We start from the raw sequence: 24,347 nt of genomic DNA on the forward strand, positions 1-24,347 counted from the left end.
GTCCAGCCGCCTCCGGGTCAGAAAAGTGTGTCCGGCCCGCCGACCTCGGTGGCGGGCACGGGGGTGAGGAGCCCGGGGCCGTTGTTCTTGATGCTGTTGACGTCGGTGGAGACCTCGTCGACCGCGAACCGGTCGACCGGCGTCGCGGCCATGACGTGGGCCAGGTCGTCCGCGCCGGAGTCGGGGTCGAGCCAGGCCGTCCAGTCCCCCCGGGGGACGATGACGGGCATGCGGTCGTGGATACGGGCGAGTGCGGGCGCGGCCTCGGTGGTGATCACCGCGCAGGTCCACAGCCAGGCCGCGGGGTCGTCCCCGTCGACCTCCGGGTCGCGCCAGCGTTCGAAGATCCCGGCCAGGGCCAGCGGCTCGCGGTCGTCGTAGTGGACGGCGAACGGCTTCTTGGCGGACCGTGCCTTGCGCTTGCGGTGCTGGGGGTCGGTCGCCGGCGAGGTGCCCGCCTCGGCTCGGCCGTCCGCACCGACGAGCTGCCACTCGTAGTAGGCGTCGGCGGGCAGCAGGCACCTGCGGCGGCGGAAGGCCGCGCGGAAGGCGGGCTTGTCGGCCACGGTCTCGCTGCGGGCGTTGATCATCCGGTAGCCGACGTTGCGGTCCTTGGCCCACGAAGGGACCAGGCCCCAGCGCAGGGTGCGCAGGTGGCGCGGCCCGGCGGGCTCGTCGTCGCCGTCGGCGCCGCGCGGCGGCGGGCCGAGCACCGCGTACACCGGTTTGCCCGGGGCGACGTTGTAGTCCGGCGGCAGTTCGTGCAGCGGTGGCCACGCCCGCGGGTCGGCCTCCTGCGTGATCGTCTCCTCGGGGAGGTCGAAGGCGAGCTGGAGCTCGTGCTGGTTCCGGGACTGGGCATAGCGACCGCACATGTGTCCGATCCTACGGCCTGTCCCGGGACTCTCCGAGGCGCTCGACCCGCTCGACGCGTGCGCCCAGGTCGCGCCGCCGGATCCGCGCGGTCTCGCGGGCCCGCCACGCCTGGACGAGACCGGCCAGCATCGCGGCGCCGCCCGCGGGGACGAGGATCCAGGGCGCCCAGGCGTCGAGGGCCGTGAGCAGGAACGCCCGGACACGCGCCCGTTCGGCGAGAGTGGACACCTGCCCCTCGGACAGGGTGAGATCGGCCGTCAGCAGACCGACCTCGCCGCTCCCTCCGCGCGGGCGGAGGCTCTCGGCGCGGGTCTCCTGGGCGTTGACCACCAGGCCGCTGGTGGGCTCGACCCAGTAGGTCCGGGTGATCGCCACCCAGCGCGACGCCGAGACGGTGCCCTCGGCGTCGGCCGTGAACAGCGCGGCGGGCACCGACCGGGCCGAGTCCGGGGCCTGGGTGGCGCCGATCGCCTGGACGTAGCGGCGGACGGGGATCCCGGCGACCTGGTCCGCCCCGTCGTACTCCAGGAGCGGAGCCGACCGGATCTCGGCGTCGTAGTGGGTGACGTCCTCGGCGGGGGCGTTCGCGGGCCAGTGGAGGACGAGCCCGGCCTGTCGGATCGCCCGGTCGCCGTCGACGTGCTCGCCGCAGCAGTTGACGGCGCGCCCGGTCACGCGGTCCACGATGACGCGGCGGCTCCAGTGGTCGATCATCCGCTCGGGTGTGGAGACGTCCACGGACATCTCCCACGCCGACCAGTCACCGCCGTGCGGCGCGGCCTCGACCCGGGTGACCCGCCGTATCTCGACGCCCTGCCGCAGCGACCAGGTGGCCGCGTCGAGGTAGGCGGCGTCCTCGTCGACCATCCGCAGTTCGAACTCCGCGGAGGCGGGCAGCAGCGCGACGCGGTCGTACACGTAGAGGGGCAGCAGGGCGGCCACGGTCAGCAGGAAGGCGCCCAGGGCGACGAGGAAGGCGCCCCGGCGGGGCGGGAGGTCCTCGGGCGCGCCGCGGCCTTCGGGGTCGGGGACGCCCGAGGCCCCCGAGGTCCCGTCCGCCCCGGCCCCCAACGTCGGCCCGGGCATCGCTGCCCGCCCACCGGCCCCGGTCGGATCCTCGATCGGCGCTCTCATGTGCGGGCCTCCTCGACATCGGAGTCCGGCGCGGGCGCGAACCCGTTCCCGTTCCCGGGCCCGTCCCCGGCGGCCGTCCCGACCGGGTGGGCGGACTGGCCGGACGGTGCGGCACGGCGCCGCTCGGCGGCCCGCACCCGCGTCGCACCGAGCGGCGGGGGGTCCTCCCCGCGCTGGCCGAGCGCGAGGACGAGCCTGGTCAGGGCGGGCAGGCACAGCGCCTGGGCCGCCCAGCCGCGCAGCGCCGCCCCGAACACCTCCGTGACGTCGTGGAAGGGCAGGTACAGCGCCAGATGCGTGCCGACGGCCATCGACAGTCCGGCCAGGGCGAGCGAGGCCGTGACCGTCCACGGACCGGCCAGGTGCGGCAGCGCACGCCCGCCGAGCGAGGGCCGTCCCGGCCGCGCGTGCCGCAGCCCGCTGGGCGCCCGCCTGCCGAGCCACCAGACGCACAGCAGGATCGCCCCGACCACGGCGGCCCCGGCCGCGCCCGCCACCCACACCCCGTAGGCCAGGCCGAGAGGCAGGACCGCCCACCGGTTCAGCCAACCGGGTCGGGCCGCGGGCACCGGGCGTCCGCCGCGTCTTGTCGATCCGGCCCCACGTGCGACCACGCCCGCGAGCACGGCGGGCACGAGCCGCCGGGGCCACACCGCCAGGACCACCAGGAGCCCGGCCAACCCGGCGCCGACCACGAGCGCGGCCTGGTAGGCGGCGTCCGGCGCGAAGGTCAGCGTCACCGTGCCCCGGCTCCCCGCCGGGAGCACCCAGCCCTGCTTCCAACCCTCCAGCCGGACCGGCTCCAGCGTCCCCTCGGAGCCGGACAGGGTCGCCTCCCAGCCCTCGTTGAAGTTCTCGTTGACGACGAGCAGACTCTCCTCGTCGACGGAGACGTCGAAGCGCCGCACGCCCGGACCCCACGCGTGCGTCCGCTCGACCTCGGCCAGCTCGACCGGCTCCCGGTCCGCCAGTGACGCGTCCCCCTCGATGAGGGCCGAACGCACGTCGTAGCGGTTGCCCGGGTCGACGACGACTCGGTTCTCCCCCTCGGCCAGGTCGAGGTCGGTGCAGCTCTCGTAGCGGAGCGGACGCCCGGTGAGCTGGTCGGCGAGGGTGCCCTCGGTGATCCGGGTCTCCACGCGCTGGCCGTTGACCCGCAGCGTGGGGCCCAGGCCGCAGGCGGTGGCGGCGTCCCCCTCGGGCAGGGGGTCCACCGGGTCGACCCCGGGCAGCGTGATGGCGCCGATCTCCAGGTCCTGCCCCTCGGGACGCTCGAAGGTCACGCGCAGCGAGTCGACGGTGAGCTCGGCGAAGTCGACCCGGCCGCTACCGTCGAGCCAGCCCTCGCGCACGGTGTCGCCGCCCTCGACGGTGAGCCGGATCGGCCGGAGCACGCTGTCGGCACGGGGGAAGGCCACCTCCAGGTGGTCGACCGTCGTCGGCGCGCCGAGCTCGATGTCGAGCCAGGGGCGCTTCTCCTCCGGGTCCGGGTACCAGACGGTGGAATCGTCGTCGTCGAGCGTGCCCCGGCCCATCGCGGCGGGGTGCTCCACGGCCGTGGAGGAGGCGGTCACGCGCGGGTGGCCGCCGGCGCGGTTGGCGGCGTTCTCCGCCTCGCGCGGGTCGGTGAGCACCACCTCGCCGGACACCCGGTGCGCGCCCGCGGCCGAGGCGGCCGACAGCTCGAACGTCCGGTCGAGGCGACTGGCGTCCTCGCCCTGAACCTCCAACCGCGCGTTGCACACCCACACGTGCGAGCCCTCCACGCACCCTGGCGCGGTGCCGGTGGAGCCGGTGAACAGCAGGGTGTCGGCGTCGGCGGGCCCCGGCACGCGCAGGGTTCGGGCGGACTCCAGCCCGGGCAGGGACAGGGAGGTGATGCCCACGCGGGTGCCGAACCGGTACTCCGGCTCCCAGGCCAGCTCGTCCACGCGCACACGCAGGGTCGAGGTCCGGCCGGGCGGGGTCATGAGCTCCTGGGGCTCGCCGGTCTCGGCGACGGGCACCTCCGTCTCACCGTTGTCGGTGACCACGGTGACGCGGGAGGGCGGCGGCTCACCCGGCAGCTGGTCGAAGGCGACGGCGAGCCCGCTGACGTCGCGGGGTCGGGTGAACTCGACCTCCAGCCACTGGCCGAGAGCCCCCGTGAAGGCGCTGGACCGCCACGCGGTGGTGAGGTCGTCGTCGAGGGCGGCGTGCGGGGCGTGGCCGGGGTCGCGGTCGGAGCCGCGCGCGCCGGAGCCGCTCTCGGAGGAGGAGGCGCCGACCGAGGCGACGCCCAGGTCCTCGGCGTGGGCGACGTAGGGCTCCCACGCCGGGTCGAGGATGTCGGGGGCGGGGACGTCGCGTTCGGGTTCGGCGTCCTCGGTCAGGGTGGCCGAGACGTTGCGGCGCACGTCCGGGTAGACCACCTCGCGGCGGCGCGCGGAGTCGGTGACGACGGTGTCCTCGGCGGCGACCGCGTCCGCGCCCGGGTCGTCGCCGAGCAGGACGGGGCGGTCGTCGGTGATCAGGCCCTGTTCGGCCAGGTGGAGAAGGGACTCGGGGCCGCCGGTGACGCGGACGGCCTCGTCCGCGGGCACGGTGCCGACCGTGGGCGCGGCGTCCGCGACCTCGTAGACGGTCAGGGCCGGGTAGGGCTGGTCGAACCAGCGCGCGGCGGGCTGGTGGTCGAGCGACCCGATGACCGGACCGAACTCGGCGACCTGGCTGATCCCCGGCGAGTCGCCCAGGGCCTGGTGGACGCGCGCGGGCCAGCCGCCGTTGTTGGCGGCGCGTTGGAGGTCGTTGCGGACGATCAGGTGGGTGACGCCCATGCGGGCGAGGGTGTCGGCCAGCCCGGCCGAGCCGCGTCCGGACGAGACCCGCTGGTCGATCTCCTGGGTCAGGCGGGAGACGCCCGCCGAGCCCCACGGGATGATCTGGTGGTTGGTCCACGCACCCGTCAGCAGCGGCTGCATCGGCTCGTCCAGCGGACGGCCCCACTCGTACTCGCCTCGGGCGGAGCCGGGCAGGGCCATGGTCATACCGCGTTCGTCGGCCCGTCCGTTCAGCCAGTCGGCGGCCTGGCGCCAGTGCTCGGGCAGGGACTCGTACCCGCCGTGCGGGGCGACGCCGACCGTGGCGATCGGCAGGAGTGTGGCCAGGAAGACGGCGGCGGACCCGCCCGCCACGGCGCGGTGGACCCGGGGCGCGGCGTCGGCCCCGCGGCGTTCGGCGCGGTCGCGCGCGACGACCACGGGCAGGTGGGCCAGTCCGAGGACGAGCGGCAGGCGGATCAACGCGTCGAACTTGTGGACGTTGCGGAAGGGTGCGAGAGCGCCGTCGAGCAGGTCGCGCATGAGCGGGGCGAAGGGGCCGGTGAGGTCACCGGTGAAGCCGGCGACGATGATCGCCGTGCCGGTGAGGACGCACGCGATGAGGAAGAGCCGTTCGGGGGTGCGCCGGTTGATGAGTCCGGCCAGTCCGAGCCCGGCCACCACGGCGGTGAGCGCGATCAGCCAGGGGGTGGTCGAGAGCGCGGCGCCCGAGGGCAGCGCGGTGTTGCCCTGGTCGGGGAGGAAACCCATCCAGTTCGAGGTGCCCCGCACGGCGTTGAGCAGGGAGGTCACACCCGTGGTGACGGCCGCGTCCTCGGTGTAGGGCATGAACGAGAACACGTACCGCGACATCAGCAGCAGCGGTGCGACGTACCAGAACGAGGCGAGCACGAGCGCCCCCGCCCACCAGGCCGTGAGCCGCCGGGTGCGCGGTCCGGGGGCCCGGGTGACCAGGTAGAGGCCCGGCACGACGAGGACGGCCAGCTCAGACGCGGCGTTGGTGCCGCCGCACAGGAGGAACGCGAGTCCGGACAGGAGCGCGGCGCGGGCCGGGGAGAGTCTGCCCTTGGCGCCCAGCACCAGCGGCAGCAGGATCCACGGCATGAGCAGCATGGGCTGGAGCTCGGCCGAGTTGTAGGAGAGCAGGGTCAACACGCGTGGGGCGAGGGCGTAGGCGACCCCGGCCAGGAGGCGGGTGTCGACCGTGCCGAGCCCGAGCGCGCCGGCGACCTTGTACACGCCCAGGAACGCTGCGACGAGCAGGACCGCCATCCACAGCCGCTGGGTCATCCAGTCGGGGGTGCCCAGGGTGTCGAAGAGCAGGTGGAAGGGGCCGTTCGGGAAGAAGTACCCGTAGGCCTGGTTCTGGATCTGCCCGAAGTAGGAGGCGTCCCACAGGTGCAGGGCTCGCTCCAGGAACCCCGAGGGGTTGGCCGTCAGGTCGAGCTTGGTGTCGCTGACGATCCTGCCGGGGTCGATGCTGGCCGCCAGCGCTCCCAAGAGCAGACACACCGTGAGGACCTTGAGCCGCGAGAGCAGCGTGTGGTCCAGCGATCCGCCGGGGGCGGACGGTGTTCTGGAATCCTCCGGTTCGCGCCTGGCGGTGGATTCCGCCGAAGTCACTTCCCTGCTTCCCTCTCGGTCCCGCCGGACGCCGGGGCCTCGGCCAGTCCGAGTTCGGCGGCGACGAGACGGGTCATCCGTGCCCCGCTGGCCTCCCAGGTGAACCGCTCGGCCCACGCGCGGCAGGCCCGGCGGACCTCCTCGGCGCGGTAGGGGTCGGACAGCTCCTTGAGCGCCCGGCGGACCACGTCCGTCAGGTCCTCGCCCTCGCGCACCAGCCAACCGGTTTCGCCGTCGCGGACCGAATCGCGAAGTCCGTCCACATCGTAGGCCACGGTGGGGATCCCGAGCCTGGCAGCCTCGATGACGGTCAGGCCCCATCCCTCGAACCGGGAGGCGGTGACGTGGAGGTCGCACGCGGCCAGAACGGCGTTCTTGTCCGCTTCGGGGAGGAAGCCGTGCAGGTGGACGCGGCCGTGGAGACCGTCGCGCTCGACCTGCTCGGCCAGATGCCCTCCCTCGGGGCCCCGTCCCACGATGTGCACGCTCAACTCGGGGTACTCGTCGCGGAGCGCGGTGGACAGGTCGACCACGCGGGAGACGCGCTTTTGGACGACGAGTCGGCCCAGGCTCACGACGGCGGGGCGCGAGGGGTCGAAGGCGAGCCCGCGCTGGGCGCGCGCGGGTCCTCGGGGGCGGGCAGTCCGCCGTTGTGGACGACCTCGATCGGCGCGCGCCAGCCGAGCTTGTCGCGCATGGCGGCGCGGGAGGACTCCGAGACGGTGATCGTGGTGCAGCGGCGGTAGACGCGCGAGGCGACGGCCGACTCCACGAACCGTCCGAACCAGGCGAGCGGTGCGGGGAAGTAGGCGTTGAACTGGAGGTCGTGGACGTGGTGGACGACGCTGACCACTCTGGTGCGGCGGCGCAGGACGAGGCGGGAGAGGAAGGGGATCCCGTTCATGCAGTCGAAGGCCAGGTGGTACTCGCGCCGCCACAGGGCCAGCCATGCCATGACGCGGGGGTAGACGGTGAAACGGCCGCCCATGCGACGGATGACGATGCCGTCGCGGGTCTCCACGCGTGCCTGGTGGGGTTCGCGGCTGGTGAGGAAGGTGACGATGGCGCCGCGTTCGGCCAGGTGGCGGCTGATCCGCCAGGCGTACTCCTCGGCGCCGCCCGCGGTGGACTGCCAGGGGTCGCGCCAGTTGATCATCACCAGGCGCACGCCGTCCAGGCGCGGTCCGAGGTCGGGCTCGGTCGGGGAGGCGGCGGGTCCGGCGGACCCGGCCGGGTCCGGCGCGACATCGGGGAGGGGCCGCCTGGGCACGCCGGGTCCCACCCTGTGGTGGGCCTTCTCGATGACCACACGTTCTCCTTCCGCGCGGTGTCCGGCTGGAACGCCGCGCCGAGCACTCAGGGTGCCGACGCGCGCCCACTGAGCGACCACGGGAGGGAAGGGCATGCCGACCAGGCCCGTCGACCGGACGTGAGGTGGGGGTGGCCGGGAGCGGACCGGCCGGGGAGTGCGGGGAGTGGGACACCCCGCTGGGAACGGGGCGCCCCGAGCCTCTCCGACGTCGACGACCTAGCGGTCGCCGTAGTTGTAGAGGGTTTCGTTCACCGGCTCCGCGGTCGCGGTCGACTCGGTGGCGACGTTGGTGACCACCACGGTGGCCCCACCCGCCAGAGCCGCGCCGATCACGCAGGCGGCGATTACCTTGATCACTTGGGGATCTCCTTCCGCGCGCCCGGCCTCGCTCTGAAGCCGGAACGCTGGAGAACGAGACTAGAACCTGATCTAGCTACAGACCAGACGATTGCCCCAACTGTAACTAACCCCCCGGTAACTTCCAACCCCGAACTACCAGCTTTATCCGGTTTTACGTGCTCATCGTCGACCCGGTAGAGGGCCATGTCAGCACCCTCAACCACCGGGGACATCCCTCCGGCCTGCAACAAGAACGCGTTATCGATCGGGGCGGAGACCATCACGTACCGTACGCCGAGCCCGCCGAGGACCACGGCCACGTCGTCGACGCGGGGCAGCCCGGTGCCGGGGTCGATCCCCAGAGCCGCGGCGGCCTCCCGGGCCCGGGCGTCCTCGCCGGTCACCACGACCGTGCCGCCACCCGCGGTCCCTACCCGCAGGTCGTCGTTCCACAGGGTGCGCCGGTCGAAGAGCTTGGTCGCCGGATCCAGCACGACCACCGGCTCCCCCGACCAGTCGAGCCCCCGGTAGCGCTCCAGGGCAGCACGAGGACCGCTCCCGGACGCGTGTCGGCCGCCACCGCCCGCTGGGCCTCGATCCACCCCCGGGGGTAGTCCACCGGCACGAGCCCACCGCCCACACCCCACACCAGCCCGGGCAGCGCCACCAGCGGAAGGAGCGCGGAGAACACCGCGGCGCCCAACCGCCACGCGGACCGCTCCGCCGCCCTGGGGGGCTCCCGCGTCCGGGCAGGCGCGGCGGGTTCGCCGGAGTCCGCGGGGGTCCGGTCCGGCGCGGCGCCCCCACCGCCCGTGACCGGACGAACGGCCAGCGCCTCGGATCGCGGACCGGCCAGCCACCACAGGGCGGCCCCGAAGCCCAGAGCCTGGACCAGGGCGAGAGGGGCCACGTACAGCTGTCCGTCGCGCAGCGGGCCGAAGCCGGGCCAGAGTCCGATCAGCGTCTCCAGCGCCGCCCGCCCCGCCCCGGTGGTGCCGAGCAGGGCGATCGCGAAGCCGAGCACCGCGGCGACCGACAACCCGGTCCCGAACGCCGGCCGCACCCGGCGCAGCCACCACACCCACCCCGCGAGCGCCGCCAGGCACAGCGGCAGGCGCAGGGCCGCCGTCAGCGGCTCTCCGTAGCCCGCGGGCACCGCGCCGGAGTTCCACACGCCGCCCAGGAGCAGCAGCGAACCGGCCGTTCCGAAGGGCGTGTCGGACCTCGCGGCGAACGCCGCCGCCCCCGCCGGATCGGTCCCGGCCCCACTGGCCAACGCGGGCAGCAGCCACGGCAGCGAGACCAGGACCAGGGCGAGGAGGAAGAGGGCCGTGGTCGCGGCTCGGCCCCGCCGGGCGAGCGCCACGGGAACGGCGGTGAGCGCGGTGAGGACCACGGAGGAGAATCCGCCCACGGCGGCGGGGACCAGGGAGCACAGGAGGCGGGCGAACCCGGTGGTGCGCTCAGCCGCTCCCAGGCGTACCACAGCTCCCACGACCCACGGGAGTCCCGCGTAGCCCAGCAGCATCGCCCACTGACCGAGCAGGAGGCGTTCGGCGACGAAGGGGTTCCAGACATAGGCGATCCCGGCCGCGGCCGAGGCCAGGCGCACGGCGACCGTCGCAGGCAGCGCCGTCGGGTCGGCCGCGAGGCCAGGGCCGCCGAGGGCGTGCGACGCCCGACGACGAGCAGTCGGTTCGGTCGCAGATCCCCAGGAGCGCACGCCACCGGGAGCACCGGACCGACCGTGCTCACTCCGTGGAACCGGCGCGCCTGGCAGGTCCGGACCGGCGCCCCCGGCCCGCTCCCGACCCGACCAACCCCACAGAAGCCGGGCCGCCCCCGCGGCCCCCACGGTGAACACGGCCAACAGCGCCGCCGCCTGCACCACGTCCCCCGGAACGAGCGCCGACAGCGCCGCGACCACGGCGTCGCTCGGGATCGCCCGCGGAAATCCGTCGGCGCCGCGCAGGACGGTCGGCAGCGACGGATCGGGAACGAAGACCATGTCGTAGCGCAGCACGTAACCGCGCCCCAGCGCCGGGCCCAGCGCCACGACACCGGCGAGCAGACCCACCGCCCACGGCAGCCAGCGATCGAAGCAGCGCACCGGACTCACCCGCCCCGCAGCTCGACGGCCCCGGAGTAGCCGCCCGCCACGTAGTCCCGGTGCGAGCGCACCACGACCTCGTAGGGTCCGCGCACGGTGGCCGTCCAGCGCGGCTCCGCTCCGGTCGGCCCCTGGGGGTGCCACCCCCGGCCGCTGCCGGGGCCCCGGTCGTCGACCGGAACGCACTCCGGCGCCGGGGCGGTGACGGAGTCGTCGGTCCCGGGTCGGGGGTCGGCTCGGGATCCGTGGTCGGTTCGGGCGCCGGAGTCGGGGCCGGTGTGGGCCTCGGTTCGGGGGCCGGCTCGCTCGGCGAGGGTTGGTCGTAGTCCGGGCGCTTCGACGGCTCGCCGTCCGGGCGTCCCGGCTCCTCCTCGTCGTCCCCGTACCCGGGGGATCGGGCGTCGTCGCTCGGCGAGCAGGCCAGCGCGCGCACCCACACCTGGTAGTGCGTGGCGCTCTCGACCGCGTCCCACCGCACCGTCGCCCCGCGGTCGACCACGCGCACTCCGGTCGGCGCGTCGGGCGGGTCGGCGTTCCACACCAGGCTCAGGGGCGCGGACCCCACCCCTTCGTCCCGCCCCTTGAACTGGCGCACGACGAACTCGTAACGGGCCCCGCTCAGCAGCGCCTCGACGAGCACTCGCCTGCGGTCCCCGTCCGTCTCGACCTCGGCGGGCAGCACGACCGCCTCGTCGGGATCCGGATCGACTCTGCGCTGGACCACCCGGTAGTCGGTCGCGCCGTCCACGGCGTCCCAGCTCAGCACCAACCCCTCCGCCGACTCCTCGGCCTCCGGCTCGGGAGCGGACCGCGGCCCGACCGCCGTGCTCGGCAGCGGCCTGGGATAGTCCCGCCCCACACCGAGCGGCTCGGCGAGCGCGTCGGCGAACGCCGCGGCGATCCGCACCTCGCCCCTGGCGTTGGGGTGCACGTCGTCCCAGTTGTCCCTCGTGGGCACGTATCCCTCGGCGACCCGGGCGACGACCACGGGCGAGGTCCCGGAGGTGAGCTGCTGGGCGAGGTCGACCACGCCCATGTTGAACCGTTCGATCTCCCGGTTGACCCTGGCGTCGTCCCCGGTCCCCTCGACGTCGGGGAGCTCTCCGACGACGAAGCGGACCTCCCCCAGCGCGACCCGCACGGTCGAGACGGTCTCGCCGACCCCCTCCAGGGCGTGGTCGGCGTTTCCGCCGCTGAGGATGTCCTCCATCCCGGCCAGGAGCAGGAGGTACTGGGGTTCGTGCTCGGCCGCCACACGGGCGATCTCGTCGGCGAGCTCGCCGGCGGTGGCGCCCCAGCGGGCCGCGTGGTCGGCGTCGAAGTCGGGATCAGCGTACCCGTGGTCGCCGAAACCGCCGTCCGCGAGCCGGTACATGTCGTCGTGGGGCCCGACGAAGTCCACGTCGACGTCGGACTCCCCCAGGTGGCGCCACAGGCGGTAGCGCCAGGTGTAGTCTCCGCTGCTGCCCTGGGTCATCGATCCACCCGCCACCATGACGCGGAGCCGCCCCCCGGGTGGACCGGGCACCTCCATGGGCCCTTCCTCACCGTCCTGTGCCGCGCCCGCGCCGCCGGAGCCGGTCTGGATGAGCAGGAGGGTGACGGCCATGGCGGCGAGCATGACGCCGAACAGTCCGAGCGGTCCGGGTTCGAAGCGCGAGGGGCGTTCCCGCCATGACGCGGGCCGGAGGCGGTCCAGGACGCGGTAGAGGACGTGGGCCGCCCGGTCGGCGAGGATGCGCCAGCGGCCCGGTGCGCCGTCCGTGTCCTCGGTCTCCGGCTCGGCCTCACGCGCGTCCCTCTCGGGCTCGTCTGGGTCCTGCACCGTGCCCCATTCCTCGCTGCGGCGTCGTGCGGATGGATCCGAAACCGGTTCTCACCCGCCACGGACGATTCCCCCGTTCACGGCCGATCACACGAGGACAGGGAGCTTTTCAAGAGGTTAGTACGTCGATCGTGACCTGCCCTCCGCGAGAGCTCCTGGTGACGCGCGAACTAGAACTTGTTATACATTGCGAGTCCGCACGTAGTCCCGACCGAAGGGCCCCGCCGTGATCGGACTCCTGGTCGCGCTGACCTCCGCCGCGGTCTACACCGTCGGCCTGTCCGTCGAACAGCGCGCCCTGCACGGATCTGAGTCGATCTCCGTCCACCGCCCGCTCCACCTGGCCCGCGTCCTGCTGGGCAACCCGCGCTGGGTGCTCGGCTGCGCGTTCGCCGCACTGGGCAGCGTGGGTCTGATCGTGTCCCTGGGCCTGGCGCCGGTGTCGGTCGCCCAGCCGGCCTTCGCCGCGGGCGTGGCGGCCACACTCCTGGTGGCGACGCTGCTCACGGGCGAGCGCGTCACCCGGGGCGAGTACGTCGCGCTCGGCGTCATGCCGGTCGCCCTCGGACTGCTCTCCCTGTCCACGCACGACGGCGGTGAGACGGGCACGTCCGCGAACACCCCGGCCCTGGTCGCCGTCAGTCTGGTGACCGTGGTCGCGTGCGTGGCCGTGATGGGCGCGGTCGGACGCGGGGGCAGGTACGTGTCCGCCGCCGCGATGGGCGCGGCGGCGGGTCTGGCGCAGGGCAGCGCCGGGCTCCAGGGCAAGGGACTGGGCGGGCTGCTCGCCGAGCACGGCGTGGCTGCGGCCGTCACGCCCGCGCTCGCCTCGCCGTTCCCCTACCTGTACGCACTCGGTTGGGCCGTGGGGATCGTGCTGTTCCAGACCTCGTTGCAGCGCTCGCGGGCTTCGATCACCGCGCCGGTGTCCAACGTGGTCGGCAACGTGTTCATGGTCGTGGCGGGGACGATCCTCTTCGGCGAGAGCCTGCCCGAGGACCCCGTGACGCTGGCCCTGCGGATCGGCGGCTTCGCACTGACCCTGGTCGTGGTCGTCCTGGTGCGCGGGAACGTGGCGAGCGCCGAGGCCGACACCAGCCGCCGTCGCGCCGCCGATCCCGTCACTGCCACGGCGGTGTCGGACTCCGGTGAGCGGTCCGCGGCACGCCCGAACGCCGTCGGCCGCGACTGAGCGTTCCGAACCCCGCGCCTCAGGCCCCCACCGCGGCGACCGGGGCCGCGCCCTCGCGCGGCCCCGGTCGGAGGCCGGACCCGAGCCGATCCCCGGGGTCAGGCCACGACGGCCACGGCCTCACGCAGGCCGGGCGCGGCGACGTCGGCCCAGGCACGCACCACTCCGCCGGGCCGGTCGGTCTCGTCGGCGGACAGCACCAGGCCGGGCTCGGCCACCCAGGCGCCCAGGTCGGCGAGCAGGACGCGCAGGTCCTCCTCGATCCCCCGGCTGTTGCGCAGGTCCTCGACCACCGCCAGCGGGACCGCGACGGTGTGGCCGAGACCCAGTTCGGGCAGGCGGTCCAGGAAGACCTTGAGCAGGCCGGTGTAGGTGCCGTGCACCTGCGGGGAGGCGACCAGGAGGACGTCGCTCTCGCGCACGCGCTCCAGGGCGGCGTCGACGGAGGCGGCGGAGTCGGTCAGCAGGTCGGGGCCGAGCTCGGCGAGGTCGACCAAGGCGGGGCGGGCGTCGACGCCCACACGGGAGGAGATCTCGGCGGCAGCGTCCAGAGCGGCGGCGCGGACGGAGGAACGGGGGCGGGGTGCGGCGACGAGCACGGTGAAGCGGGTCATGCGGAACTCCTGGGTTCGGTCAGAGCCAGCCGGGTTCGACCGGAGGAAGCGTCAGGGGCGGTGTTCGTTGGTCGACACCGGAGGAGACGTCGTTCCCCTACCGACACCAGGCGCGGACGCCGTCGTCCGAGACGTGGTGCGCGGGCCTGGCAGGGGTGCTCGTCGGGCCGGGACACGGCCCGGGACCCAGAAGCTGGGAGAGCTGAGCGTCCGGTGTCTGCGAGGGCACGGAGGGCACGGGGTACACCCGTGGCGCGGGGCGCGGGCCCCGCTCAGCGCTAGCTACGACAGAGCGCGCTCGCCTGCTGTCGAAGATCGACGTGCAGGCGCTGGACAAGCAGCTCACCGGCGGACATGCACCCATGATGCGGCGCACCGACCGCTATCGTCAATGCGTGTCGACCCGTGCGCCACCGCGTGGAGCCCCCGGATCGCGGCGTCCACGTCGTGGACAGCCCGTCCCACTGATCAGGATTTCCCAGTTCCGCCGGGGATCCCGGTCACGGGAGGGGGTGGCCGGACCCCGTGCCGGACCGCGCCGGGGGCCCGGTGTAATTTGCGACACACAGGCCGTGTCCCGCCCTTCCCAGCCCCGGAGAGACCCCGAATGCACACCTGCCTCACGCTCACGCACGCGCGGGTCGTCACCCCCGACGGCGTCCACGACGGCTGGCTGCGGGTCGAGGACGGCCGCGTGGCCGGACTCGGCGCCGGGACGCCTCCGGCGGGGCCGACCCGCGACGTCGGCGGGGCCTGGGTGGCCCCCGGCCTGGTCGACACCCACATCCACGGCGGGGCCGGGCACGCGTTCGCCGACGCCGATCCGGAGGGGGCGCGCCAGATCGTCGCGTTCAACCGGGCGCACGGCGTGACGTCGCTCGTGGGCGGGCTGGTGGCGGCGTCGCCGGAGGCCACCGTGCGTCAGGTGTCGGCGTTGGCGGAACTGTGCGAGGCGGGCGATCTGGCGGGGATCTACCTGGAGGGGCCGTTCATCGCCCGGTCCAGGTGCGGTGCGCACGACCCGGAGCTGCTGCGCGACCCGGACACCTCCGAGTTCGACCACTGGCTCAGGGCCGGTCGGGGACACGTCCGCATGATCACGGTGGCTCCCGAGCTGCCGGGCGCGCTGGACCTCATCCGCGCGGCGGTGTCCTCGGGAGTCGTCGCCGCCGTCGGCCACACCGAGGCCACCTACGAACAGACCCTGGCCGCCTTCGACGCGGGGGCGACCGTCGCCACCCACCTGTACAACGCGATGCGGCCGCTGGGCCACCGCGATCCGGGACCGGTCGCCGCCTCGTTGCGCGACGAGCGGGTGACGGTCGAGCTGATCACGGACAACGTGCACGTCCACCCGGGCGCGGCACGGCTGGTGTTCGACGCCGCCGGGGCCGCACGGGTCTCGCTGGTGACGGACGCGATGTCGGCGACCGGCCTGGGCGACGGCGAGTACGCCCTGGGAGCCCTGCGCGTACGGGTCAGCGGGGGCGAGGCCCGCCTGGCGGACACGGGGGCGATCGCCTCCAGCACCATCGTGCTGCCCCGGGCGGTGCGCAACGCGGTGCGCGACCTCGGCGTGGAGCCGCCCGAGGCCGTACGGTCCGCCTCCTCGGTCCCGGCTGCGGCGCTGGGACTCGACGGCGCGGGCCGGATCGAGGTCGGAGGCCGCGCCGACCTGGTGCTCCTGTCCCGGGATCTGGCGGTCGAGGGGGTCATGTGCCGCGGCCGGTGGACGGGCGGCGACGCGTAGCCGGGGGCGGCGGACGCGCCCACCGACCGGCGCCGACGACACTTCGGTGACCGCCGAAACATCCGGGCCGTAGGGTCATCGCATGACGCCTCCACTCCACGTCCGCGACCACGCCGGGGTCCGCGAAGTCCTCGCCGACCACCGGTTCGCGGTACCGTCCGCCCCGGAGGCCCCGACCTCGTCGGCGGCCTGGGCTGGCTGCGCCGGACCACCGTCCGGTTCGCCGAGGGCGCCGCCCACGAGCGCCGCCGCGCGGTCGTCGAGGACCTCCTCTCCCGTCTCGACCCCGACGACCTGCGCGCGCGTGCCCGGGACCGCGCCCGCGGAACGTCTTCCGACGCCGCCCCGTACGTCCCCGTCGAGGTCCTCGCCGGGTGCCTGGGCATCCCCGACGACGCCCTGTCCCACGTCGTCCCAGCCGTCCGCACCGTGGCGGCGCTCTACCTGGCCGGGGCGACCGCCGGGACGACCTCCCCAGCCGACGACGCGGTGGCGACGCTGGTCTCCCTGCTGCCCGAAGGCGACCCTGAGGAGGTCGCCCAGCGCGTCGCCCTGCTCGTGCAGTCCTGCGAGGGAACCGCCGGGCTGATCCGCGGCGCCTTGGCCGTGGTCGAGGAGTACGGCCTCTCGGGCCCCGACCGTCCCGCGGCCGGGGTGCTCGCGGCCGAGGCGCTCCGACTCACGTCCCCGGTCCCAGGAACCCGCCGCCGTGCCCTGCCCGGGGCCGTCCTCGCCGGACGGCCGGTGGCGGAGGGCACCGAGGTCGTGCTCGACCTCGCCGCCGCCAACCGGGACCCGGACGTCTTTCCCGACCGCGACCGCCCTGCCCTCGGCGCTCCGGCGCCCGGACACCTCGCCTTCGGGTACGGCCGCCACCGCTGCCCCGCCTCGGCCCTGGCCACGGCGCTGGCGTGCGGAGTGCTCGACGTCCTTCTGGGGGAGTCCGCACCGGGCCCCGGACGGCCGGACGTCCCCTCCCCCGCCACCCCTGACGACCAGACCTGACCGACCATGCCCGCCCCTTCCGGGCCGCGCGTCAACGTACGGAGAACCGATGAACGCCTACGCGGAGTTCCGCGACCTGCACCGCACCGGCGCACCCTTGGTGCTGCCCAACGCCTGGGACCATGCCTCGGCCGCCGCCCTGGCCACCGCCGGGTTCCGCGCCGTGGGGACGACCAGCCTCGGCGTCGCCTCGGCGGCCGGGAAGTCCGACGCGGCGGGCGGCACCCGGGACGAGACCGTGGCGCTCGCCCTGGGCCTGGCCCGCATGGACGCCCTGGTCAGCGTGGACGTCGAGGGCGGGTTCAGCGAGGACCCCGACGAGGTGGCCGCGCTCGCCCGTACGCTCGCGCAGGCGGGCGTGGCAGGGGTCAACATCGAGGACGGGCGGCCAGACGGAGGGCTCGCCGACCGCGACCACCAGTGCGCCGTGATCCGCGCGGTCAAGCGCGCGGCGCCCGATCTGTTCGTCAACGCCCGGACCGACACGCACTGGCTGCCGGGGACCGGGGAGGACACGACCGCTCGCGCGACCGCCTACCAGGAGGCCGGCGCCGACGGGGTGTTCGTGCCGGGGCTACGCGAGGAGAAGGCGATCTCCGCGCTCGTCGACGCGTTGGACGTGCCGCTCAACGTCCTGTACGCACCCGGCGCACCGTCCCTGCGGACCCTCGCCGACCTGGGCGTGCGCCGCGTCAGCTGCGGTTCGCTGCTGTTCAGGGCAGCCCTCCGGGCGACGGTGGCCACGGCCCTGGCGGTGGCCGAGGACCTGCCAGTCCAGGACGGTCTGCCCACCTACGCCGAGGCCGACGCGCTCGCCGGCCTCTTCGAGGAGGGCTGACGTATCGGCTGTGCCCAGGAGGTGTCGACTCGCCGAACTCCAGCGGGCCATGGACGACGGCTCCACCGACGCGGTGGGCACCGGTACCCGCCACGGTGCGGGACCGCGACCATACACACGAAACGCCCCCGACCCGCGGGCGCTCCCACTGGTCAGCGGCGTTGTCATGACGGAGTTGCGGCGGTCGCCCCCCGAGGTGTCGCCCCCCGAGGAAACGACGGGACGACCCCGCGAGCAAGCGCAGCTTGCGAGCAGGGCCGTCCCGTCGACGAGTGGAGGTGGCGGGAATCGAACCCGCGTCCTTCAGCACCGAGCCAGGGCTTCTCCGGGTGCAGTCCGCGATGCCGTTCTACTCGGCCCCAGCGCTTGCACGGACACATCGCTGACAGGCCCAGCCACGAAAGTTTCCCACCCGGGCCTCGTGGCCTGATCCGGGCGGTAAGTCATCTAGCTGATGCCGCTACCTGGGCCGATGACGAGCTCAGGGCGACAGAGTCGCTATCGCTTAGGCAGCGAGAGCGAACTCGGAGTGCTTCTTATTGGCACTTGAATTTACGCGCATGCAGGATTTGCGAGGTCACATACGCAACCCTCGACCCGCTTCCCCTGGAACGACTACCGAAGTCGAAACCGATCACCCCCTGTGCAGTTGTCAAAGCCCCCCGTCTCCGGGTGGCCGACACGCGAGCGGCGCGCGCTCGCTGAGTCTCACTCTACCGGTACAACGTCGCGGGTACCAAGCGGATTCCCGCCGGTCCGCACCCCCGGACAGGGAGAAACCCCCGCGGGCGCGGACTCAAGACAGGTCGACGCCGCCCGCGGGGGCGGTCGGCAGGGTCGGGCCGACCTTGGGAACCGACAGGGCCTCCCCCGAGATGAGGTCCTGTCTCCTTGGCTGAGCCGCTACCCCCTGTCGCGGCTCCAGTCATAGGGGAAGACGCGAACGGTCCCGCGGGGGGTTGCCCCGCGGGACCGTTCGCGTCGGATCGGCCCGACGCGCACGCCGGTGTCCGGTCAAGAACCCGTCTGGTCCGTGGCGCCGGTTCCGGTCTCGGCCTGGTCGACCGCGTCGTCGGTCGACGCGGCGGCGGGCTCCGGCACGCCGTTGGCCAGGTGGTTCAGGAAGGTCGCCGCCGAGCTCACCGCGTGCTGGTTGACCAGTGTCACAGCCGGGTCCACCTCGGCCAGCACGGCGAAGGCCACGTCGCCCTGGTAGCCGACGAACCAGTGCAGCGCCGTCCCGTCCTGCTCGGTCCGGGCGGCCTGCCCGAGGACCTCGTCGCCGTACGCGTTCAGCAGGGACATCCGCTGGGCCACGGCCTGGCGCATGCCCTCGCGGACCACCTCCAGGTCGGCGTGGTCCAGTTCGGTCGGCGCGATCGGAGTGGGTCCCTCCTCGCGGACCAGGGACGGCGCGTTCCAGGTCCCGTCGGCCACGGCCGCGGCGACGAGCGCCATGGACAGCGGGCTCACCCGCACGCCCTGATCACCGTTGACCGCCATGGCCAGGTCGGCCGCGCCGTGACCGATGTCCACCACACCGGGGTTGGCGGGCAGCGCCAGCTGCCACTCGGTGTCCAGGCCCAGGCGCCTGGCGGTGTCGGCGAGCGCCTGGGCGCCCACCTCGTCGCTCAGGTCCGCGAAGCCGACGCTGCACTGGAACGCCAGGTTGCGGGCCAGCGTCGGGGCCACCTGGAGGGAGCCGTTGTCCGGGTTGGTGAAGGTCTGCCCGCCGATCTCGGTCTGGTAGCCGCACGGCATCTCGGCGTCCGGCGTCACCGCGCCGGACTCCAGAGCGGCCAGCGCGGACACGATGGTGAACACGCCGCCGGGGGCGTAGGAACCGGTCAGGGCCGCGTCGTCGGTGGTCCCACCGGTTCCGTCCGACTGTCGTGCCGCCGCCGCGAGGACGTCGCCGCTGCCCACGTCGACGGCGACCAGGTACCCGTTGCCCGGCAGGACCTCCAACGCGGCCTCGGCCGAACGCTGGATCTCGGCGTCGAGCGTGGTGGCGATTCCGCCGCTGAGGTCACCCCGCCAGGACTCCAGGACGTCGGTGATCTGGCCGTCTGCGTCCAGTGACACCACCTGTGTGGTGGCCGACCCCGCCAGTTCGTTCTGGAAGATGTTCTGGAGACCGTCGAGTCCCACGGTGTCGCCTGCCTGGTACGCACCGGGCACCCGGGACGACACCCGGTGCTCCGCCGTTCCGGCGACCTCGCCCAGCACGGCCGGGGCCACCGAGGGCGTCAGGTTGATCTCGACCGACTGGGTGTCCGCTCCGGGGATCGCCGCGACCTGTCCGAGCAGGTCTCGGCCAACGTTCGCGTCGCGCATCAGCACGAGCGGCTGGAACTGCTCGGGCGGCGCCGAGCGCACGCGGTCGAGCAGGGGGCCGGGATCCTCGTCGAGGAGGCCGGCGAGTTCGGTGCGCCCGCCTCGGCGTCCTCCATCCGCCCCGGGTACACGCCGAAGGCGGTCACGCTCTCGGTGGTGACCAGGGCCTCGCCCCCGCGGTCGAGGATCTGGCCGCGTTCCTGGATCTGGTAGCTGACCGCCAGCCGCTCGCCGTCGCCCAGGTCGGGGTGGACCACGGACGGCGACCAGATGATCCGCCACCCGTCCGGCCCCCACTCCAGCGGCATGCGGCCGGTGTAGTTCCAGGTCGGGTCGCCGATTCCGAGGTCGGCGGTGACGTCGAACTCCGCGGTCGCGGAGTCGTCCCCGCGCTCGATCGACCCCAGTCCGAAGCTCAGGCTCGCCAGGTCCAACTGCTCGTGCACGTCGGCCAGGGTGGCCGCCACCTCGCCGGGATCACCGGTGGTGTAGCCGGCGGCCGTGTCGTGGTGCCCGTTCTGCCAGGCCAGAAGGAAGGAGCGGACGGCCACCTCGGGGCTGGGATCGGGTGTGCACGCGGCCAGGGTGAGGGCCATGACCACGCCGCTTCCGGCGGCCGCGACGCGGCCGAGGGGACGGGGGGACACCGTGTGTGTTCCTTTCGGGCGCCTCATCGACGACGGCGAAGCGCGCGTTCCATGTCCCGCTTCGCTTCGCGCTCGGCGATGTCGTGGCGCTTGTCGTACTGACGCTTACCTCGGGCCAGAGCGATCTCGATCTTGGCCCGTCCGTCGCTGAAGTACAGCGACAGCGGCACCAGTGTGCGACCGGGCTCACGGGTCTTGCCGATGAGCCGGGCGATCTCCGAGCGGTGCAGGAGTAGCTTACGGGATCGGCGGGCCGCGTGGTTGGTCCACGTCCCCTGGGAGTACTCGGGGATGTGGACGTTCTCCAGCCACACCTCACCGTCGTTGATGTGCGCGAACCCGTCGACGAGCGACGCCCGGCCCTCACGCAGCGACTTGACCTCGGTCCCGGTGAGCACCAGGCCCGCCTCGTAGGTCTCGTCGATGTGGTAGTCGTGCCGGGCACGCCGGTTCTGGGCGATGGGCTTGCGACCGGTCTCCCGTGCCACAGTGGATTCCCTTCATACGGTCAGGGGGCACACGGCCCCCGTGCCCCGCGCGCCCCCGTCCGACGGCCGTCGGATCAGATCTTCAGGTAGCGGCGCAGGGTGAGGAACGAGGTGATGGTGCACAGCAGCACGCCCAGGATGATCGACACCCCGATGACGTAGAGCAGCGCCCCGGTGTCCAGCGCGATGTCGAACTGGAACCACTCCTCGATCTTGGTGAGCAGCGTGAACCGGGTGGCGATGATGAACCCGGACGCGATGAGACCGCCGACGAAACCGGCGACCGCGCCCTCCAGGAGGAACGGCACCTGGATGTAGAAGTTGGACGCGCCGACCAACCGCATGATGCCCGTCTCCCGACGCCGGCTGTACGCGGACAGGCGGATCGTGTTGCCGATCAGCAGCGCAGCGGCGGCCAACTGCACGCCCGCGACCACGAGCGCGGCCCACTTGAGGACGTCGAGCAGACCGAAGAACTCCTCCAGCACGCTCTGGTCGTTGGAGACGCTGTCGACGCCCGGGGCTCCGGAGACCGCGTCGCGAACGGTGTCGTAGTGCGCCGGATCGGTGAGTTGCACCCGGAAGTTGTCCGGGATGTCGCCTTCCTGCGCGGCATTGGAGAGCGCCTCGTTCGTGGAGCCGATGCGCTGCTGGAAGTCCTCGAACGCCTCAGCCGCCGACATGTACTCGACGCTCTCGACCTGCGGCATGCCTTCCAGTTTTCCCTGGAGGTCGTTGCGCTCCTCCTCGGTGGCGGCCCCGTTCTCTCGGCAGGCCTCGGCCGGGGAGATGTCGTTGCACATGTACACGGTCAGCGTGATCCGCTGGTCCCAGAAGTTGCGCATCTCCGTCACCTGCTGGTTGACCAGCAGACCGCCACCGAACAGGGCGAGGGAAATGGCCACCGTCGTGATGACGGCGACCGTCATCGTCAGGTTACGGCGCAGGCCGATCCAGGTCTCGGAGAGAACGAATTGTGCTCGCATGATCTGTTACAGGTCCATCCTTGGAAGCTTCGCCGCGCCGGTGTCCTCGCAGCGGTGGTCGGCGACCCGGCGGCGGGCGCGCCAGAGGTCAGTAAGCCTGGCCGTAGACGCCGCGTGTCTGGTCACGCACCACGAGGCCCTCTTCCAGTTCGATGACGCGTTTGCGCATCGAGTCGACGATGGCGGCGTCGTGCGTCGCCATCACCACGGTGGTGCCCGTGCGGTTGATTCGGTCGAGCACCTTCATGATGCCGATCGAGGTCGCGGGGTCGATGTTTCCGGTGGGCTCGTCGGCGAGCAGGATCTGCGGGCGGTTGACGAACGCGCGGGCGATGGCCACGCGCTGCTGCTCACCGCCGGAGAGCTCGTTGGGCATGCGGCCGGCCTTGCCCTCCAGGCCGACGAGTTCGACGACCTCGGGCACGACCTTGCGGATGAACCGCCGCGGCTTGCCGATGACCTCCAGCGCGAAGGCGACGTTCTCGAAGACGTTCTTGTTCGGCAGCAGCCGGAAGTCCTGGAAGACGCAGCCGATACGTCGGCGCAGGTGCGGAACCTTCCAGTTGGACAGGCGCGCGAGGTCCTTGCCGGCGACGTGCACGCGCCCCTTGTCGGGCTTCTCCTCCTTCAGCACGAGCCGGAGGAAGGTCGACTTGCCCGAGCCCGAGGGGCCGACGAGGAAGACGAACTCGCCCTTGTCTACGTCAATGGAAACGCCGTCGAGCGCGGGGCGCTTCTGGGTCGGATAGACCTTGGTGACGTTGTCGAAGTGGATCACAGGCGCATCACAAGGGTCTCGAAGGTATGGGTACCCGCGTCGAAGCGTGTCTTCTCGCGGGATCGTACCGGCCGCGTGGCCAACCGACAGTGTATTGGGGGGCGCGGCCCGGATTGTCCAGATCCCGGCACACCCGCCAGATCGCGGCTCCGCCGTGCGACCGCCCCGATCATATCGGAGGTGTCAACCAATGGTAACGTTCATATATAGCTGTTTCGGTCAAAGTGCGGAGTCACCCTGATCACCTTTGGGACACGAATCACGGTGATCACACCAGAATCCGGACCGTACCCGAACCCCACGCGCATCCACACGCGAGAGGATCCACCGCGGCGTCCCCGCCGGCGGACGGGGACGGACCACGGAGTCAGCCCGACTCGCCGTTCCGCTCCCGGCTGCGCATCCAGCGGATCTCCGCGTCGATGAAGTCGTCGATGTCGCCGTCCAGGACGCCGGTGGTGTTGCCCGTCTCCGCGCCGGTCCGCACGTCCTTCACGCTCTGGTAGGGGTGCAGGACGTAGTTGCGCATCTGGGTGCCCCAGCTGCTCGTCGACTCACCGCGGATCTCGTCCAGGGCGGCCTGCTCCTCCTCCCGTTTGCGAGCCAGCAGCTTGGCCTGGAGCATCGACATCGCGGTCGCCTTGTTCTGGAGCTGGGACCGCTCGTTCTGGCAGGAGACGACGATGCCGGTCGCAGGTGGGTGATCCGCACCGCCGAGTCGGTCGTGTTGACGCCCTGACCGCCGGGTCCGCTCGACCGGTACACGTCCACGCGCAGCTCGGTCTCGTCGATGTCGATGTGGTCGCTCTGTTCCACGACCGGGACGACGTCCACACCGGCGAACGAGGTCTGCCGGCGGTTCTGGTTGTCGAACGGCGAGATGCGCACGAGGCGGTGCGTGCCGTGCTCTCCGCGCAGGGTCCCGTAGGCGAACGGCGCCCGGACCGCGAAGGACGTGGACTTGATGCCCGCCTCCTCCGCGTACGAGGTCTCGAAGATGTCGGTCGAGTAGCCGTGCCGCTCGGCCCAGCGCAGATACATGCGCTGGAGCATCTGGGCCCAGTCGGCGGCGTCCACGCCACCGGCCTGGGAGTTGATCGTGACGAGCGCCTCGTGCTCGTCGTGCGGGCCGTTGAGGAGCGTGCGCACCTCCAGCTCGCCGATCTCCTTGCGCAGCTGTTCCAGCTCGCGGTCGGCCTCGACACGGGTGTCGGCGTCGTCCTCGGACTCGGCCAGCTCGTAGAGCACCCCGAGGTCGTCCAGCCGCTGCCCGATCAAGCCGAGCTTGTTCACCGTGGACTCCAGGCTGGAGAGCCTCCGCGTCACCTTCTGCGCGTTCTCCTGGTCCGCCCACAGTTCCGGATCGGCGGACTGTTCACGCAGTTCGGCGATCTCGGTCCGCATCGCGTCGACGTCCACCACGGCGGTGACGCTCGCGAGGGTCGCCGCGAGTTCCTTGATTTTCTCAGCTGGGTCCAGTTCTGCCACGCACCCAGTCTAGGGCGTGTGCGGCGGGCGCCCACCCCGCTGCGCGTCGCCCCCGCGGCGCCCCCGCCACGTTCTCGTCAGTCGACGGCCACCCCGGGCGGACTCCCTCTTCGGCCTTGCGAGTTCACCACTGGATACGGCCGCCCGTCGCCCTCCACCACCCTCAACCGACGCCGACGGCGCAGT

At 72.9% G+C, this 24,347-nt stretch carries 16 protein-coding genes, 1 other RNA gene and 2 pseudogenes; 4 read left to right on the plus strand and 15 right to left on the minus strand.

From position 1 onward, the window contains the following. Positions 1-17: 17 nt before the first annotated feature. The 7 genes and pseudogenes from BJF83_RS11005 to BJF83_RS31030 all read right to left on the minus strand — a co-directional run bounded on the left by BJF83_RS11005 (position 18) and on the right by BJF83_RS31030 (position 10,213). Positions 18-875, minus strand: a complete 858-nt coding sequence (locus tag BJF83_RS11005) for an SOS response-associated peptidase (protein WP_075926204.1) — start codon at positions 873-875, stop codon at positions 18-20. A gap of 10 nt (positions 876-885) precedes the next feature. Next, positions 886-2,010 carry a DUF3068 domain-containing protein gene (locus tag BJF83_RS11010; RefSeq protein ID WP_262391465.1) on the minus strand — a complete coding sequence of 375 codons (1,125 nt, stop codon included), beginning with the start codon at positions 2,008-2,010 and terminating at the stop codon, positions 886-888. Further along, positions 2,007-6,452 carry an alpha-(1->3)-arabinofuranosyltransferase gene (locus tag BJF83_RS11015; RefSeq protein ID WP_075926205.1) on the minus strand — a complete coding sequence of 1,482 codons (4,446 nt, stop codon included), beginning with the start codon at positions 6,450-6,452 and terminating at the stop codon, positions 2,007-2,009. The genes BJF83_RS11010 and BJF83_RS11015 overlap by 4 nt, the downstream gene beginning before the upstream one ends. Next, positions 6,449-7,132 carry a glycosyltransferase family 4 protein gene (locus tag BJF83_RS31020; RefSeq protein ID WP_394329324.1) on the minus strand — a complete coding sequence of 228 codons (684 nt, stop codon included), beginning with the start codon at positions 7,130-7,132 and terminating at the stop codon, positions 6,449-6,451. The genes BJF83_RS11015 and BJF83_RS31020 overlap by 4 nt, the downstream gene beginning before the upstream one ends. After that, positions 7,024-7,761: a glycosyltransferase family 4 protein gene (locus tag BJF83_RS31025; RefSeq protein WP_394329322.1), complete on the minus strand. Its 738-nt coding sequence runs from the start codon at positions 7,759-7,761 to the stop codon at positions 7,024-7,026. Before BJF83_RS31025 ends, BJF83_RS31020 begins: the two co-directional genes overlap by 109 nt. Positions 7,762-7,980: 219 nt before the next feature. Then, complete coding sequence (locus tag BJF83_RS27870; protein ID WP_187347125.1) at positions 7,981-8,121, minus strand: hypothetical protein; 141 nt, start codon at positions 8,119-8,121, stop codon at positions 7,981-7,983. Beyond that, positions 8,118-10,213, minus strand: a pseudogene (locus BJF83_RS31030) (hypothetical protein). Before BJF83_RS31030 ends, BJF83_RS27870 begins: the two are co-directional and overlap by 4 nt. Positions 10,214-12,264: 2,051 nt before the next feature. Here BJF83_RS31030 and BJF83_RS11035 point away from each other — a divergent pair. Further along, positions 12,265-13,230, plus strand: a complete 966-nt coding sequence (locus BJF83_RS11035; RefSeq protein ID WP_075926206.1) for a hypothetical protein — start codon at positions 12,265-12,267, stop codon at positions 13,228-13,230. A 98-nt stretch (positions 13,231-13,328) separates the two neighbouring features. On the opposite strand, the gene BJF83_RS11040 is transcribed toward BJF83_RS11035, so the two are convergent. Beyond that, entirely contained in the window at positions 13,329-13,844 is a 516-nt protein-coding gene (locus tag BJF83_RS11040; RefSeq protein WP_075926207.1) for an NADPH-dependent FMN reductase, read from the minus strand. A gap of 607 nt (positions 13,845-14,451) precedes the next feature. Here BJF83_RS11040 and nagA point away from each other — a divergent pair. After that, positions 14,452-15,594 (plus strand): N-acetylglucosamine-6-phosphate deacetylase, encoded by a 1,143-nt coding sequence (gene nagA / locus BJF83_RS11045; RefSeq protein WP_075926208.1) that lies wholly within the window; start codon positions 14,452-14,454, stop codon positions 15,592-15,594. 75 nt (positions 15,595-15,669) lie between these two features. On the opposite strand, the gene BJF83_RS28940 is transcribed toward nagA, so the two are convergent. After that, the gene (locus BJF83_RS28940) at positions 15,670-16,002 is read right to left on the minus strand and encodes a hypothetical protein (protein WP_075926209.1); all 333 of its coding nucleotides are present in this window, start codon (positions 16,000-16,002) and stop codon (positions 15,670-15,672) included. Between the two features lie 21 nt (positions 16,003-16,023). Between BJF83_RS28940 and BJF83_RS28945 the strand changes: the two genes are divergently transcribed. Further along, the gene (locus BJF83_RS28945; protein WP_075926210.1) at positions 16,024-16,599 is read left to right on the plus strand and encodes a cytochrome P450; all 576 of its coding nucleotides are present in this window, start codon (positions 16,024-16,026) and stop codon (positions 16,597-16,599) included. A 49-nt stretch (positions 16,600-16,648) separates the two neighbouring features. After that, positions 16,649-17,437, plus strand: a complete 789-nt coding sequence (locus tag BJF83_RS11060) for an isocitrate lyase/phosphoenolpyruvate mutase family protein (protein ID WP_083678489.1) — start codon at positions 16,649-16,651, stop codon at positions 17,435-17,437. 270 nt (positions 17,438-17,707) lie between these two features. On the opposite strand, the gene ssrA is transcribed toward BJF83_RS11060, so the two are convergent. The 6 genes and pseudogenes from ssrA to prfB all read right to left on the minus strand — a co-directional run bounded on the left by ssrA (position 17,708) and on the right by prfB (position 24,161). Then, positions 17,708-18,079, minus strand: a transfer-messenger RNA (tmRNA) gene (gene ssrA, locus BJF83_RS11065). A 372-nt stretch (positions 18,080-18,451) separates the two neighbouring features. Continuing rightward, positions 18,452-20,421: pseudogene (locus BJF83_RS11070) on the minus strand (penicillin-binding transpeptidase domain-containing protein). Positions 20,422-20,444: 23 nt separating this feature from the next. Then, positions 20,445-20,909 (minus strand): SsrA-binding protein SmpB, encoded by a 465-nt coding sequence (gene smpB / locus BJF83_RS11080; protein WP_075926213.1) that lies wholly within the window; start codon positions 20,907-20,909, stop codon positions 20,445-20,447. A 74-nt stretch (positions 20,910-20,983) separates the two neighbouring features. Further along, complete coding sequence (ftsX, locus tag BJF83_RS11085; protein WP_187347126.1) at positions 20,984-21,895, minus strand: permease-like cell division protein FtsX; 912 nt, start codon at positions 21,893-21,895, stop codon at positions 20,984-20,986. Positions 21,896-21,983: 88 nt separating this feature from the next. Beyond that, a complete protein-coding gene (gene ftsE, locus BJF83_RS11090) occupies positions 21,984-22,673 on the minus strand; it encodes a cell division ATP-binding protein FtsE (RefSeq protein ID WP_013154728.1) in 690 nt (229 codons plus the stop codon). A gap of 367 nt (positions 22,674-23,040) precedes the next feature. Next, positions 23,041-24,161, minus strand: a protein-coding gene (prfB, locus tag BJF83_RS11095) for a peptide chain release factor 2 (protein WP_394329323.1) whose coding sequence is annotated in 2 segments (ribosomal slippage) — positions 23,041-23,369 and positions 23,369-24,161 — 1,122 coding nt in all. Because the reading frame shifts where the segments join, the coding sequence is not laid out codon by codon here. Between the last annotated feature and the right edge of the window lie 186 nt (positions 24,162-24,347).

Origin of the sequence: Nocardiopsis sp. CNR-923 (genome assembly GCF_001942255.1) — a bacterium.
Taxonomy (GTDB): Bacteria; Actinomycetota; Actinomycetes; order Streptosporangiales; family Streptosporangiaceae; genus Nocardiopsis.

Coding starts and splice junctions, on each gene's coding strand:
- BJF83_RS11060 (WP_083678489.1), top strand. CDS start 16,649: ATGAACGCCTACGCGGAGTTCCGCGACCTGCACCGCACCGGCGCACCC.
- BJF83_RS11040 (WP_075926207.1), bottom strand. CDS start 13,844: ATGACCCGCTTCACCGTGCTCGTCGCCGCACCCCGCCCCCGTTCCTCC.
- BJF83_RS11005 (WP_075926204.1), bottom strand. CDS start 875: ATGTGCGGTCGCTATGCCCAGTCCCGGAACCAGCACGAGCTCCAGCTC.
- BJF83_RS11010 (WP_262391465.1), bottom strand. CDS start 2,010: ATGAGAGCGCCGATCGAGGATCCGACCGGGGCCGGTGGGCGGGCAGCG.
- nagA (WP_075926208.1), top strand. CDS start 14,452: ATGCACACCTGCCTCACGCTCACGCACGCGCGGGTCGTCACCCCCGAC.
- ftsX (WP_187347126.1), bottom strand. CDS start 21,895: ATGCGAGCACAATTCGTTCTCTCCGAGACCTGGATCGGCCTGCGCCGT.